Source organism: Janthinobacterium sp. 75 (assembly GCF_004365495.1).
Lineage (GTDB): Bacteria > Pseudomonadota > Gammaproteobacteria > Burkholderiales > Burkholderiaceae_D > Janthinobacterium.
Map to the genome: position 1 here is coordinate 4,904,432 of NZ_SORD01000001.1, position 13,318 is coordinate 4,917,749.

Consider the following 13,318-nt stretch of genomic DNA (forward strand, 5'->3'; position numbering starts at 1 on the left):
ATGAATATCGTGGTGCGCGAAGCAACAAATGCCGATGCACAACTGATGGCCGAGCTGACCCGCGCTGCGTGGGCCGGCAAGGTGGCGGCCTCGTCCAGTGGACACCACGAGACGGCACGGCAGGTGGAAGAGCAACTGCGCCACGGCGGCGGCTTTGTGTTGCTGATCGACGACATTCCAGCCGGCTCGCTGCGCTGGATGCCGCTCGACAGCGACCCCGCCATCTGGAAGATTTCACGCATGGGCGTGCTGCCCGCTTACCGGGGCAGCCATGTCTCGCAGCACTTGCTGGAAGCCATCATTCATCACGGCCTGTCGTGCCAGGCCGAGGAATTGCGCCTCGCCGTGCGGCGCGACCAGCGCAAACTGATCGATTTTTATGCGGCCTTTGAATTCGAACTGGCCGAAGAACTGGAATATTCGCACGCCAACCCCGCCGAACCGGCGCCGATGGTGATGCGGCGTTTGTTGCGTTATTGATTTTTAGCAATTTCGCCCCCGGACTTGCCGATACAACAACCCGCCAAGCGACATGGCGCGGTAAAATACGGCCGGCTGACCTTACTTATAAGACACTCAGAAGAGAATATGAAACTGCCTGCAAAACACAACAACTACGTATCCGACCACACCTTGTTCATCGCCGAACTGAAGGCCAAGAATCCTGGCATGGAAGCGGGCCAGCAAGCGGGCCGCGCCCTGCTGTGGGACAAGCCGGCCGTCAGCATCGATGAGCAGGAACGCCAGCTGGCATCGGCCGTCAAGCAACAGGCTTACGTTTACCAGAACAAGAACTAAGACCTGGATCCGGCACGATGTTGCCTGAAGAGTCTGCAGTCACGCCGGAAGCCGACGCCTCCGGTGCCGGCGCAGTCATCGAGTTGCCCGAAACCGTCGCTGGCGGCGATGGCGGCGGTGACCCTGCAACTTCTGCAACAGCGGTGACGGATGCGGCGCCCGCCGCCGATCCCCTGGGCATCGCCCGCCTGTATGGCGAGCCCATGCTGCGCATGCCGACGGATTTGTACATTCCGCCGGACGCGCTGGAAATCTTCCTCGAAGCCTTCGAAGGCCCGCTCGACTTGCTGCTCTACCTGATCCGCAAGCAAAACTTCAACATTCTCGATATTCCGATGGCGCAGGTGACCCTGCAATATCTGAAATATGTGGACCAGATCCGCGTGCGCAACCTGGAACTGGCCGCCGAATACCTGCTGATGGCCGCCATGTTGATCGAGATCAAGTCGCGCATGCTCTTGCCATCGCGCAAGAGCGACGTCGAGGAAGATGGCGGCGACCCACGGGCTGAACTGGTGCGCCGCCTGCTCGAGTACGAGCAGATCAAGCTGGCCGCCTACGACCTGAACGCCATTCCCCAGTTCGAGCGCGATTTCGTGCGCACGCAGATTTTCATCGAGCAAAGCCTGACGCCCACCTGGCCCGACGTGGAACCGGTGGACTTGCAGCAGGCGTGGCTCGATGTGCTGAAACGCGCCAAGCTGACCCAGCACCACCGCATCAGCCGCCAGGAACTGTCCGTGCGCGAGCACATGTCGAGCATCCTGCGCCATTTGCAATCGTCGCGCTTCGTCGAGTTCAGCGAGCTGTTCGACATTGCCGGCGGCGTGCCCGTGGTGGTGGTCAACTTCGTGGCCCTGCTGGAACTGGCCAAGGAAACCCTGATCGAAATCACGCAGGCAGAACCGTTTGCCCCCATCTACGTCCGGCTGGCGTATTCGCCCGCCTGATCCCTTCCCTTTGTCACTGACCACCGTACAACGGGGTTTTAGCGAAAGCAATCCATGAAAATTATTTCCGACATCGAAGAATTGCGCGACCAGCTCAGCGGACAGCTGCGCACGGCGTTCGTCCCCACCATGGGCAACCTGCATGAGGGCCATCTGTCGCTGATGCGCCTGGCGCGCAAGCATGGCGACCCCGTCGTCGCCTCGATCTTCGTGAACCGCCTGCAATTCGGCCCGAACGAAGACTTCGAAAAATACCCGCGCACCATGGCGGCCGATATCGCCAAGCTGGAAAAGGAAGGCGTGTACGTGCTGTTCGCCCCGACGGAAAAGGAACTGTACCCAGAACCGCAGGAATACCGCGTGCGCCCGCCTGATGACCTGGGCAATACCCTGGAAGGGGAATTCCGCCCCGGCTTCTTCGAAGGCGTGTGCACGGTCGTCACCAAGCTGTTTTCCTGCGTGGGTCCGAGAGTGGCCGTGTTCGGCAAGAAGGATTACCAGCAGTTGATGATCATCCGCAACATGGCGCGCCAGTTCGCGCTGCCGACGGAAATCATTGCCGCCGAAACGTACCGGGCCGACGATGGCCTGGCTTTGTCGTCGCGCAATATGTATCTGTCGGAAAGCGAACGCGCCGAGGCCCCGGAACTGTTCAAGGGACTCAATTTTGTGGCCGAGGAAGTGCGCAAGGGCAATCTGGCTGTCGCTGAACTGGAACAGGCCAGCATGCAGCTACTGAACAGCCGTGGCTGGAAGTCGGACTATATCGCCGTGCGCAAGCGCGCCAACCTGCAGGCGCCGAGCGCCGCCGAACTGGCCGCCGGTGAACCGCTGGTGGTGCTGGCTGCCGCCAAGCTTGGGCAGACGCGCCTGATCGACAACCTGGAAATTTAAGCGCAGTCACAGCGGGGCCGTTCGGCCCCGTTTCTTTTTCTTACTTCTCCATCCCTACCAGCTTGAGCTCGGCAAACAGCGGCTTGTTGTGGCCGCGTGCCGCCTGCAGCATGTCATAACTGGCCGCATCGAGCACGATTTCCTCTCCCGACCATAGCTTGCGCTGGTTCGCAGGCAACCTCAGGCTGCGCAGGATGGCCCTGGCCTGGGCCGGATCGGCCGCCAGCAGGCGGATGGCGTGCGCACCGCGCTGCGCCCCCGTGAGGATCGGCAAGCCGCCCTGCGGGCCATACTGGCTCAGGCTGACGTAATCGTGGCCGCCCAGGCGGTGCAGATAGGCATGCCGGCCATCGCCTTCGGCAGGCAAGTGCGTGGCCGGCTCCCGGACATCGCCAGGCTGCGCCTCGACGATGGCCGGTGCGACGCTGGTTTGTTCAAGGCTCACGCCGCAAGCAGCCAGCAAGGCCGTGCTCAGGGCAAAGAATAATACGGGTGCTCGGCGCATGTTGCGCTCCTTCTTGTCGGGGGCGGGGACAAAGGTGGAATAGTGCTGCGATCATGAGCCACTTTAGTTGACGTGTAAAGTTAACTTTCGGAAATATTTCATTCCATACCGCAACTGGCTGCGTGACCGCATTTGCCAGACCGGCAGCGCAGCGGATTGAACAGGATTGTTAATCTGGATTGCACACTTAAACTATTCCAGTCATCTTTATCCACACAACAATAAAGATCACAATCGCCATACGGGCTCGCAACGACATTCCACAGGCTTGCCACCACGACAGGAGAAACACCATGAATACAGCATCCACCCCGGCCAAGGTCGCCATCATCACGGGCGCCTCGCGCGGCATCGGCGCGGCCATCGCCCGCCGCCTGGCGCGCGACGGCATGCAGGTCGTCGTCAATTACGCGAGCGGCAAGGAGGCGGCAGACGAGCTGGTGGCAACCATTCTCGCCGACGGCGGCAGCGCCATCGCGGTCAAGGCCAACGTGGCCAATGCGGACGAGGTGCAGGCGCTGTTCGCTGCGGCTGAAGCGGCCTTCGACGGTGTCGACGTGCTGGTCAACAACGCCGGCATCATGCCACCCGCGCTGCCTGCCCTGGCAGACACGGATGACGCCACCTTCGACACCCTGTTCGCCATCAACGTCAAGGGCAGCTTCAACACCATGCGCCGGGCGGCGACGTACTTGCGCCAGGGCGGCAGCGTCATCAACTTCTCGAGCAGCGTGATTGGCCTGGCCCTGCCCGGCTATGCTATCTACGGCGCCAGCAAGGCCGCCATCGAGACGATGACGGCCATCTTCGCCAAGGAATTGCGCGGCAAGAACATCACCGTCAATGCCATCGCCCCCGGCCCCACGGCCACGGCCCTGTTCTTGAACGGCAAGACGACAGAAGCGATACAGCGCATGAGCAAGATGGCCCCCCTGGAACGCCTGGGCACGCCGGACGACATCGCCGCCGCCGTCGCCTTCCTGGCTGGCCCCGACGGCCGCTGGGTCAATGGCCAGACCCTGCGCGCCAACGGCGGCCTGGTGTAAGCAAGGTGCAGGCCCACGAAAAAAAACGCTGCCAGTTCGCACTGGCAGCGTTTTTTTTGAAGCGGTTCAAACCGTGATCAGGCGCCGGCTTTTTCCAGCTTCTCGAAAATCTTGTTCAGCTTTTCATCGAGGGTTGCGGCCGTGAACGGCTTGACAACATAACCGCTGGCGCCAGCTTGCGCGGCGGCGATGATGTTCTCTTTTTTCGCCTCGGCGGTCACCATCAGCACGGGCAACTTGGCCAGTGCGGGATCGGCGCGGATATGCTGCAGCATCGTCAGGCCGTCCATGTTAGGCATGTTCCAGTCCGAGACGACGAAATCGTAGGATTCCGCGCGCAGCTTGGCCAGGCCCATCACGCCGTCTTCCGCCTCATCGACGTTGGCATAACCCAGTTCCTTCAACAGATTCCGGACAATGCGGCGCATCGTCGAAAAATCGTCAACGACTAAAAATTTCATCTTTGGATCAGCCATGAATAACTCCGTTGTTTCTGTAGCGGTTTGTTAATAATATCGACATGAATGCCGACATTATGGTCGACACTACGGCAGCAAGCTGTAGGATAGCATTTTCGTTGCTTTTAGGCGAACAAACTTGCCCCAGATCATATAAAACGTGGCTTACACGCGCAAAGCACGCATGCCATGCGCAGCCAGGTGTCCCAGCACCATGCCGGGCAGCGCCGTCAGAGCGCCGACCTCATGCGTAGCACCGATGGCGATCGCCTCGCGCGGCATGCCGAACACCACGCAACTGGCTTCATCCTGCGCAAAATTATACGCTCCTGCGGCCTTCATCTCCAACATGCCTTGTGCGCCATCCTTGCCCATGCCGGTCAGGATCACGCCGACGGCATTTTTGCCGGCCGATTGCGCGGCCGAACGGAACAGCACATCGACCGAGGGGCGGTGACGGTTGACCGGTTCACCCTGGTCGATCTTGGTCATGTAATTGGCGCCACTACGCGTCAAGGTCAGGTGCGAATGACCGGGCGCGATGTAGGCGTGGCCGGGTAGCACGCGTTCGCCGCCTGCAGCTTCCTGCACCGAGATCTTGCACAGCGAATCGAGGCGGCGCGCAAACGAACGCGTAAAGCCTTCCGGCATGTGCTGCGTGATCAGGATGCCGGGGCAATCGGACGGCATCTGCATGAGGAATTCGCGGATCGCTTCCGTGCCGCCCGTGGAGGCACCCACGATGATCAGCTTTTCGCTCGACGTCAAGGGGCTGCGCAGCGCAGGCAACGGTGCGGCGACCCTGTCGCCGGCCGACGGCAGAGTGCGCGCGCGGATGCGCGCCTTCGCGGCGGCACGGATCTTGTCGGCAATCATGTCGGTGTACTCGCGCATGCCGCTCTGGATGGAAATCTTTGGCTTGGTGACAAAATCGACAGCGCCCAGCTCCAGCGCGCGCATGGTGATTTCCGAACCGCGCTCGGTCAGCGATGACACCATCAGCACCGGCATCGGACGCAAACGCATGAGTTTTTCCAGGAAATCGAGGCCATCCATCTTCGGCATCTCGACGTCCAGGGTCAGCACATCGGGGTTGGTCTGCTTGATCATCTCGCGCGCCACCAGCGGATCGGGCGCCGCCCCCACCACTTCCATGTCGGGCTGGCTATTCACGATTTCCGTCATGACGCTGCGGATCAGCGCCGAATCATCCACGATCAATACTTTGATCTTCATACAATACCCTTCCAGACCTTGCGGCCCTTATTCTTAATCGGTAAAAACGCCAGACAAAACCGTAGCAAGCGGCAGTGATTTGTGGCCAAGAAGCGCAACCGTGCTGAAGCACGGTGAGCATCGCAGGCCGCAAAGCACGACGCGCAGCAGGTCGGGCCTGGTGTTACTAGAACAGCTCGATCTCGCCACCCACGGGCGCAACCTTGAGACGGCTTGCGTAATCGAGTTCGCGGCGCACCAAGGTATCGTTATGCGTCTGCATCAGTTTTTTCACCAGCACCTTGCCGCTGCGAGGGAAAAAATACACCTTGCGCGGGTGGATATCATTCAAGTCCTCGGCCACCACGCGCATCTTTTCCGCCTTCAGGTAATTGATGACGAAGGCCGCATTGCGTTCGCCGACGTTAATCGCCGTGAAGCCGCGCAGCACGGCGCCGCCGCCAAATACTTTCGCTTCCATGTTCTCGCGCCGCGCACCGGCCTTCAGCAGATCGTTGATCAATATCTCCATGGCGTAGGTGCCATAGCGCATCGACGCTGAAATCGGGCTATTCGGATCGCTGCCGCCGTCGGGCAGCATGAAATGGTTCATGCCGCCCAGACCGGTGACACGATCACGGATGCAGGCCGAGACGCAGGAGCCGAGCACGGTGACGATCAGCATGTCCTTGTTGGTAAAGTAATACTCACCAGGCAAGATCTTGGCGGCGTCACAATTGAACGTCCTGTCGTAATAGACGTTAGTGGCAAATTGCTCTTTGGATTCCAGGCTCATATTTCACTCTCATGTACGATGCGACGATGCCTTGGGTGCGGCGCCCCGCGGCTGGTCGAGCTCATAGACTGTTTTACCGCGCAGCTTCAATGAATCCGACACGTACAGAAAATTCTCCGAGTGGCCCGCAAACAGCAGGGCATCGGACTTCATCAACGGCACAAAGCGCGACAGAATCTTGCGCTGCGTCGCCTTGTCAAAATAAATCATCACGTTACGGCAGAAGATGACGTCGAACTGTCCCGTCAGGGGCCAGCTGTCGGCCAGCAGGTTGAGCGGTTTGAAGGTGATCATCTGGCGCAGTTCCGGGCGCACCCGCACCTGCCCCTCGCGATCGCCCTTGCCGCGCAAGAAAAAGCGCCGCGCACGGTCGGCCGGCATCTTGTCGAGCCGGTCCAGGTTGTAGACGCCATTGGCGGCCGTAGCCAGCACATTCGTGTCGATATCCGTGGCGATGATGGTGACCGGCGGCGTGAGCGTATTGAACGCCTCGCACACCGTCATGGCGATCGAGTATGGCTCCTCGCCGGTGGAACTGGCCGAACACCAGATGGTGATCGGCCCGCTCAGTTTTTTCACATGCTCGGCCAGCAACGGGAAGTGATGCGCCTCGCGGAAAAACGACGTCAGGTTGGTCGTCAGCGCATTCGTGAACGCTTCCCACTCGTCGCCCATGCGGCCCGCTTCCAGGTCGTCCAGGTAGCGGACGAACGAGGAGATGCCGGTCGCCCGCAGGCGCCTGGCCAGACGGCTGTAGACCATCTCCTGCTTGCTGTCGGCCAGCGCGATGCCGGCCCGCTTGTAAATCATGGCGCGGACCCGCTCGAAGTCCTTGCCAGTGAAATCAAATTCCTTGACCGAATCCGTTTTAGTTTGCGGCATTTGTTTTTACCTCTCTATGACTACTCTGACCAATGCCTTTGCAAGTATAACTAGCGGGACCGGGTTGGCGTCAGAACTCTTCCCAATCGTCGCCGCCGGCCGCCGCCAGCTTTTTCGCAGGCGGTGGCGTGCCGGCCTGCGCCGCCTTTGCCACCCGCCGTGTATTTGCCGCCACACTCGGTGCCGTCCGTGCCACCGCCTTCACGGGCGCCGGCATGGACGCCTGCGCCGCGCTCTCGCCGCCCAGCTTGAAGATGCTGACGGCGTCGGCCAGTTTCTGCGCCTGGTCCTGCATGCTTTCGGCGGCGGCCGCCGCTTCCTCGACCAGCGCCGCATTCTGCTGCGTCATCTGGTCCATCTGCGCGATGGCCTGGTTCACTTCCTCGATGCCATGGCTCTGTTCCTGCGTTGCCGCCGTAATCTCGCCCATGATGTCGGCCACCTGCCGGATCGACGTGACGATCAGACCCATGGTCTGCCCCGCCTCGTCCACCAGGCGGCTGCCGGCATCGACCTTGTCGACCGAGTCGCCGATCAGTCCCTTGATCTCTTTGGCTGCGCCAGCGGATCTTTGGGCAAGATTGCGCACTTCGGACGCCACCACCGCAAAGCCACGTCCCTGCTCGCCTGCACGCGCCGCCTCGACGGCCGCATTCAGCGCCAGGATATTCGTCTGGAACGCAATGCCGTCAATGACGCCGATAATATCGACAATCTTGCGCGAACTGTCCTTGATGGAACCCATGGTATCGACCACTTGCGCCACCACCTTGCCGCCCTGCTCCGCCACCGACGATGCCGACACGGCCAGCTGGTTGGCCTGACGCGCGTTGTCCGCGTTCTGCTTCACGGTCGACGTCAGCTCTTCCATCGACGACGCCGTTTCTTCGAGCGAACTGGCCTGCGTTTCCGTGCGCGCCGACAGGTCCGCATTGCCGCTGGCGATCTCGCGCGACGCCACGGTGATGGTGTCCGTCCCATTGCGCACGTCGCTGACCGTCTGTACCAGGCTTTCGTTCATGTCCTTGAGCGCCTGCTGCAGCGCGCTCGTTTCATCCTTGCCCTCGACCACCACGTGCGATGTCAGCTCGCCCGCTGCCACCTTCTGCGCCACCGCCAGGGCACCGGACAAGGGCACCGTGATCGAGCGCGTGATGAAGATGGCGCACCAGGCGCCGATCGCCACCGCCGCCCCACCCAGGATGAACAGTACCGTCATCAGGCGCGCGTCAGCCGCCAGCGAGTCGTCCATGAAGCTTTGCTGGGCCACATGCTGCAAGGCGAGCAGCTTGTTGATATCGGCCAGGGTCGTCTTGTTCAAAGGGTCGATGCGGGTGGCAATCACCTTGGCCGCGCCCTCGCTGTTAAACGCCAGCACCTGCCCCATCGCCTCCTTGAAGGCGGCATCGACTTCGCCGTCGACCTTGGCGATATTGGCCAGCAGCGTCTTCTCACCATCGGACAGGCCCAGGCTGGACAGCTTGCCGCGCGCGCCGTCGTACAGCTTGCGCTGCTCGCGCACCTTGCCCTCCTCCACCTGCATCAGGCCAACATCGCCCTGCAGGCCGATATTGCGCATGGCGATACCGGTTTCCAGCATCGCGCTTTTCATCAACGACGCCTGCGTATTTTTTTCGCTTGCCAGCTCCAGGCCCGTGAGCAACTGGGCCTTGTTACGATAATTCAGTGCATTCGCCGAAACGATCACCACCACCAGGATGGCGAGGATGCTGCCAAAACCTATCCCCAGCCGGGTGCCTATCTTGAAATCGCGCAAACTCATTACAGTCTCCAATATTTATGTGAACGGCGCCCGTTCAACCGGACGGCGCCGTGTTGTGGCCTGGTCTCTGTCGGACCTTGCAGCCTGCCGGCGCGCCTCTAGATGCTGCTCGCGCCGGTACATGCATATCTGTAGTGATTCTTTGCGTGCCAAAACGGCGGCGCACCTGGCGCCGCCTTGCTGCCATGCGGCTGCTTACGCCGCCAGCTTGTCGATCAGGCCCATCTCGCTGCTCGACATCAGCTTGTCGATGTCGACCAGGATCAGCATGCGCTCGTCGATGGTACCGAGGCCAATCATGTAGTCGGTCGAGAAGGCGGTGCCCATTTCCGGCGCCGGTTTCACTTGCTCCGGCGTCAGGGTGGTCACGTCGGAAACGCTGTCGACCACCATGCCGACGATGCGTCCGCCGATGTTCAGGATGATCACCACCGTGAACTGGTCGTATACGGGCGTGCCCAGGTTGAACTTGATGCGCATGTCGACCACGGGAATGATGATGCCGCGCAGGTTGATCACGCCCTTGATGAATTCAGGCGCGTTGGCGATGCGGGTGACCGCTTCGTAACCACGGATTTCCTGGACCTTCAGGATATCGATGCCGTACTCTTCGGAGCCCAGGGTGAAGGCCAGGAATTCACGTCCGGCGATGTCCTTGCCGTCGCCCGTATTGCTTCCGGATGTTTGTTGAGTATCTGACATGGTGCGTTTTCCTATCTTTTATCTATCGGTATTACGAAAAAATGGACTCGTCGGCTAGCTGGCGAGAGGAGCGGATCAGGGCGGCGACATCAAGAATCAGCGACACGCCGCCATCGCCCAGGATGGTGGCGCCGGAAATGCCGACCACCTTGCGGTAATTCGATTCGAGGTTTTTCACCACGACCTGCTGCTGTCCCACCAGGTCGTCGACAAACAGGGCTGCCTTGCGCCCTTCCGTCTCGAGAATCACGCAGATGCCTTCCGATGGACTGGTAAAGCGCGGTGCGATGTCGAACATCTGGTACAGGGGGATCAACGGCAGGTATTCGCCGCGCACTTTCACCACTTGCCCCTTGCCACTGATGTCCTTGATATCCTCAACGGCTGGCTGCAGTGATTCGATGACAAAGCCCAACGGTAAAATATACACTTCATCGCCGACACGGATCGACATGCCGTCCAGGATGGCAAGGGTCAGCGGCAGCGAGATGGAAATCGTCGTGCCAAAACCCTTCGCCGAACGGATGTCGACCACGCCGCCCATGGCGCTGATATTGCGCTTGACGACATCCATGCCCACGCCGCGGCCCGACACGTCGGTGACCGCTTCGGCAGTGGAAAAGCCGGGCGCGAATATCAGCTGCCACACGTCGGCGTCGCTCATCGTCTCGGACACGTCCAGTCCCTGCTGCTGCGCCTTGGCCAGGATGCGCTCGCGGTTCAGTCCCGCGCCATCATCGGATACTTCGATGATGATGTTGCCGCCCTGGTGGCTGGCCGAGAGGAACAAACGGCCGGCCTCGGTCTTGCCGGCGGCCACGCGGGCGGCAGGCATTTCCACACCGTGGTCGATGCTGTTGCGCACCAGGTGCGTCAGCGGATCGACGATGCGTTCGATGAGACCCTTGTCCAGTTCCGTGGCGGCGCCATTGGTGATGAAGTCGACCTTCTTGCCCAACTTGGTCGCCAGGTCGCGCACCATGCGCGGGAAGCGCGAAAAGACGAAATCCATCGGCATCATGCGGATAGACATCACCGCTTCCTGCAAGTCGCGCGTATTGCGCGTCAGGTGGCTGACGCTGTCGAGCAGTTTTTCATGCAGCATCGGGTCGAGCGCGCTGGCGCGCTGCTCGATCATCGCCTGCGTGATCACCAGTTCGCCCACCAGGTTGATCAGCTGGTCGACTTTTTCGATCGAGACGCGGATCGACGACGATTCGGCACCAGCCTTGTCGCCCTCTTTCTTGGCCGGTTTCTTTTCCTGCTCTACCTCGGTCGCGGCGCTCGCCACGGCCGGTACGGCGGCAGCGCCGCCATTGCCCGCCTTGGCGGCATCGGCACGGATCTGGGCCAAAGGCTGGAAAAAACCGTAGCCCTGTTCGGCCTCGCTCTGCACACCGGCGGCGGCGCGGATATCCTCGAGCGGCTGGAAGAAGCCATAGCCGGGATCCGCCGCGCCCTGAGCGGCAGGCGCCCCTGGCAGCGGGTCGAAGAAACCATAACCCTGGGCCTTTTCCTGCGCCGCGCGGGCCGCTTCGGCTTCGCCTGGCGCCAATGGCGGTGCCTGCGTGATCACCATGTCGTCGGGATTGAGCACGAACGAGCAGATGGCCAGGATATCGTCCAGGCTTTCATGCGTCGTCACTTCCAGCACCTTGCGTGCGTCGGCCAGGGTGGACATGGCGACGTCGCCCAGCAAGCCCAGCTCGGCCGCCAGTGCCTCGACTTCGCGCTCCTCCATCTTCGGCAGCTCCAGGCGGTAGCGCTGGCCACCGGCGTGGCTGACGGCTGCTTTTTCCGCCGTATGGAAGGCTGGCGCGACGGGCGTGAGCGCGGCCACGGGCACGTCCTGCGAGAACGACTGCAGCATCATGCGCACATTGGCCACGGCATCCTGGTCGACGGCGCTGCCAAGACGATGGCCGTCGAGCTGCATCTTGAGGATGTCCTTGGCGGCCAGAAAGGCGTCGACGTGTTCCGCCGTCAGGGCCATCTGGCCCTGGCGGATGCGGTCGAGCAGCGACTCGAGGATGTGCGTCACCTCGCTCATGTCGCTCAGGCCGAACGTCGATGCGCCGCCCTTGATCGAATGGGCGGTGCGGAAAATGGCATTCAGGTCTTCGGCGTCGGGCGCCGCAATATCGACGGCCAGCAACAGCCGTTCTTTTTCAGCCAGCAGTTCTTCGGCCTCATCGAAAAAGACCTGAAAAAACTGGCTAATATCGATGGTCATAGGGTGACTCCGTCATTTGCATCGTTGCGCTGCGCGGCTGGCATCAGCCGATTACCTTCTTGACCACTTCGATCAGGCGTTGCGGATCGAAGGGCTTGACCAGCCAGCCATTGGCGCCGGCAGCACGTCCTTTCGACTTCATTTCGTCCGACGACTCCGTCGTCAGCATCAGAATGGGCACCTTCTGGTACGTCGGCAGTTCGCGCAGCAACTTGATCAGCTCCAGGCCATCCATGCGCGGCATGTTCTGGTCCGTCAATACCAGGTCCACGGTTTGCAGCTTGGCTTTTTCCAGTCCGTCCTGGCCGTCGACGGCCTCCACCACCTGGTAACCGGCGGCTTTCAGACTGAACGCCACCATCTGGCGCAATGAGCTGGAATCGTCCACTGCAAGTATCGTTTTGGCCATCTTTGCTCCCACTTATTCCGGACATCCTGCCCGAGTATTTGATTAATCAATCCATGCAACCGCAAGTGTTCCGCACTGGCATGCTAGAACAGCTCGATGTCGCCACTTTCCAAATGCTGCTGACTGACAGCCTTGCGCAGCACGCTGCGCAACTCCAGGCTTTGAATCGCCAGCGCCATGCTGACCCGCCCCAGCAAAGCGACAATTTCTTCATTGTCGCTTTCCGGCAACATCTCCGCGCCATGCGAGCCCAAGGTACCGAGGAACTCGCGCAAGCCCGTCACGCGCTTCAAGGTGCGCTCGATCAGCTGACTGGTCATGTCCTGGAACTGCAGGCTGGTGATGGCGGCATTCACGTACCCCCCAACTTCGTCCTGCAATGCCAGCAGTTTTTCCCGCTGCTGCTCGGCCGGAATACCGCCTTCGAGCAGCATGGCGATGGTATCTTGCTGCGCAGCGACGGCTGCGTGTATCGCCATGAAATTGAAGGACAGCTTCTCGATCGCCTCTTCCAGCAAGATGCCGGTCTGCACCAGGTCGGTTTCCACCTCCGTCAAGTGCTTGCGGCCATGGTCCGATACGCCAGACAGCAGGCGCTTTACATGCGAGCCAAGTATTTTCTTTCTTGTCATAAAGGTCTCATTGTT

At 60.8% G+C, this 13,318-nt stretch carries 15 protein-coding genes; 5 read left to right on the forward strand and 10 right to left on the reverse strand.

Going from position 1 to position 13,318, the window contains the following annotated elements; all coding sequences use genetic code 11:
* The 4 genes from C8C89_RS22310 (at position 1) to panC (ending at position 2,642) form a co-directional block, all read left to right on the forward strand.
* On the forward strand, positions 1-480 hold the full coding sequence (locus tag C8C89_RS22310; RefSeq protein ID WP_101484448.1) for a GNAT family N-acetyltransferase: 480 nt from the start codon (positions 1-3) through the stop codon (positions 478-480).
* Positions 481-588: 108 nt separating this feature from the next.
* Positions 589-798, forward strand: coding sequence for a DUF3460 family protein (locus C8C89_RS22315; RefSeq protein WP_034778041.1), 210 nt, complete (start codon positions 589-591; stop codon positions 796-798).
* Between the two features lie 17 nt (positions 799-815).
* Positions 816-1,748 carry a ScpA family protein gene (locus tag C8C89_RS22320; protein WP_166674828.1) on the forward strand — a complete coding sequence of 311 codons (933 nt, stop codon included), beginning with the start codon at positions 816-818 and terminating at the stop codon, positions 1,746-1,748.
* 54 nt (positions 1,749-1,802) lie between these two features.
* Entirely contained in the window at positions 1,803-2,642 is an 840-nt protein-coding gene (gene panC / locus C8C89_RS22325; protein ID WP_101480503.1) for a pantoate--beta-alanine ligase, read from the forward strand.
* A 40-nt stretch (positions 2,643-2,682) separates the two neighbouring features.
* Here panC and C8C89_RS22330 read toward each other — a convergent pair whose 3' ends face one another.
* Positions 2,683-3,147 (reverse strand): hypothetical protein, encoded by a 465-nt coding sequence (locus C8C89_RS22330; protein ID WP_133992616.1) that lies wholly within the window; start codon positions 3,145-3,147, stop codon positions 2,683-2,685.
* 293 nt (positions 3,148-3,440) lie between these two features.
* On the opposite strand from C8C89_RS22330, the gene C8C89_RS22335 reads away from it, so the two are divergent.
* Positions 3,441-4,193 carry an SDR family oxidoreductase gene (locus C8C89_RS22335; protein WP_133992617.1) on the forward strand — a complete coding sequence of 251 codons (753 nt, stop codon included), beginning with the start codon at positions 3,441-3,443 and terminating at the stop codon, positions 4,191-4,193.
* 77 nt (positions 4,194-4,270) lie between these two features.
* Here the strand turns inward: C8C89_RS22335 and cheY are convergent, their stop codons facing one another.
* The 9 genes from cheY to C8C89_RS22380 all read right to left on the reverse strand — a co-directional run bounded on the left by cheY (position 4,271) and on the right by C8C89_RS22380 (position 13,303).
* Complete coding sequence (gene cheY, locus C8C89_RS22340; protein WP_010396677.1) at positions 4,271-4,669, reverse strand: chemotaxis response regulator CheY; 399 nt, start codon at positions 4,667-4,669, stop codon at positions 4,271-4,273.
* Positions 4,670-4,816: 147 nt separating this feature from the next.
* Positions 4,817-5,887, reverse strand: coding sequence for a chemotaxis response regulator protein-glutamate methylesterase (locus C8C89_RS22345; protein WP_101480500.1), 1,071 nt, complete (start codon positions 5,885-5,887; stop codon positions 4,817-4,819).
* Between the two features lie 166 nt (positions 5,888-6,053).
* Positions 6,054-6,662, reverse strand: a complete 609-nt coding sequence (gene cheD, locus C8C89_RS22350; RefSeq protein ID WP_071078257.1) for a chemoreceptor glutamine deamidase CheD — start codon at positions 6,660-6,662, stop codon at positions 6,054-6,056.
* Positions 6,663-6,671: 9 nt separating this feature from the next.
* Positions 6,672-7,544 carry a CheR family methyltransferase gene (locus tag C8C89_RS22355; protein WP_070278818.1) on the reverse strand — a complete coding sequence of 291 codons (873 nt, stop codon included), beginning with the start codon at positions 7,542-7,544 and terminating at the stop codon, positions 6,672-6,674.
* 70 nt (positions 7,545-7,614) lie between these two features.
* A complete protein-coding gene (locus C8C89_RS22360) occupies positions 7,615-9,327 on the reverse strand; it encodes a methyl-accepting chemotaxis protein (RefSeq protein WP_133992619.1) in 1,713 nt (570 codons plus the stop codon).
* Between the two features lie 195 nt (positions 9,328-9,522).
* On the reverse strand, positions 9,523-10,029 hold the full coding sequence (locus C8C89_RS22365) for a chemotaxis protein CheW (RefSeq protein ID WP_071078260.1): 507 nt from the start codon (positions 10,027-10,029) through the stop codon (positions 9,523-9,525).
* A 31-nt stretch (positions 10,030-10,060) separates the two neighbouring features.
* Positions 10,061-12,262, reverse strand: a complete 2,202-nt coding sequence (gene cheA / locus C8C89_RS22370) for a chemotaxis protein CheA (RefSeq protein WP_133992621.1) — start codon at positions 12,260-12,262, stop codon at positions 10,061-10,063.
* A 43-nt stretch (positions 12,263-12,305) separates the two neighbouring features.
* Positions 12,306-12,671, reverse strand: coding sequence for a response regulator (locus tag C8C89_RS22375; RefSeq protein ID WP_034758362.1), 366 nt, complete (start codon positions 12,669-12,671; stop codon positions 12,306-12,308).
* 83 nt (positions 12,672-12,754) lie between these two features.
* A complete protein-coding gene (locus tag C8C89_RS22380) occupies positions 12,755-13,303 on the reverse strand; it encodes a chemotaxis protein (RefSeq protein WP_101480496.1) in 549 nt (182 codons plus the stop codon).
* Positions 13,304-13,318 lie beyond the last annotated feature (15 nt).

What these genes read in the sequence shown, in the direction of transcription:
- C8C89_RS22330 (WP_133992616.1), bottom strand. Translation starts at nt 3,147, where the DNA reads ATGCGCCGAGCACCCGTATTATTCTTTGCCCTGAGCACGGCCTTGCTG.
- C8C89_RS22345 (WP_101480500.1), bottom strand. Translation starts at nt 5,887, where the DNA reads ATGAAGATCAAAGTATTGATCGTGGATGATTCGGCGCTGATCCGCAGC.
- C8C89_RS22310 (WP_101484448.1), top strand. Translation starts at nt 1, where the DNA reads ATGAATATCGTGGTGCGCGAAGCAACAAATGCCGATGCACAACTGATG.
- panC (WP_101480503.1), top strand. Translation starts at nt 1,803, where the DNA reads ATGAAAATTATTTCCGACATCGAAGAATTGCGCGACCAGCTCAGCGGA.
- C8C89_RS22375 (WP_034758362.1), bottom strand. Translation starts at nt 12,671, where the DNA reads ATGGCCAAAACGATACTTGCAGTGGACGATTCCAGCTCATTGCGCCAG.
- C8C89_RS22320 (WP_166674828.1), top strand. Translation starts at nt 816, where the DNA reads ATGTTGCCTGAAGAGTCTGCAGTCACGCCGGAAGCCGACGCCTCCGGT.
- C8C89_RS22360 (WP_133992619.1), bottom strand. Translation starts at nt 9,327, where the DNA reads ATGAGTTTGCGCGATTTCAAGATAGGCACCCGGCTGGGGATAGGTTTT.
- cheA (WP_133992621.1), bottom strand. Translation starts at nt 12,262, where the DNA reads ATGACCATCGATATTAGCCAGTTTTTTCAGGTCTTTTTCGATGAGGCC.
- C8C89_RS22355 (WP_070278818.1), bottom strand. Translation starts at nt 7,544, where the DNA reads ATGCCGCAAACTAAAACGGATTCGGTCAAGGAATTTGATTTCACTGGC.
- C8C89_RS22380 (WP_101480496.1), bottom strand. Translation starts at nt 13,303, where the DNA reads ATGACAAGAAAGAAAATACTTGGCTCGCATGTAAAGCGCCTGCTGTCT.
- C8C89_RS22335 (WP_133992617.1), top strand. Translation starts at nt 3,441, where the DNA reads ATGAATACAGCATCCACCCCGGCCAAGGTCGCCATCATCACGGGCGCC.
- C8C89_RS22365 (WP_071078260.1), bottom strand. Translation starts at nt 10,029, where the DNA reads ATGTCAGATACTCAACAAACATCCGGAAGCAATACGGGCGACGGCAAG.
- C8C89_RS22315 (WP_034778041.1), top strand. Translation starts at nt 589, where the DNA reads ATGAAACTGCCTGCAAAACACAACAACTACGTATCCGACCACACCTTG.
- cheY (WP_010396677.1), bottom strand. Translation starts at nt 4,669, where the DNA reads ATGGCTGATCCAAAGATGAAATTTTTAGTCGTTGACGATTTTTCGACG.
- cheD (WP_071078257.1), bottom strand. Translation starts at nt 6,662, where the DNA reads ATGAGCCTGGAATCCAAAGAGCAATTTGCCACTAACGTCTATTACGAC.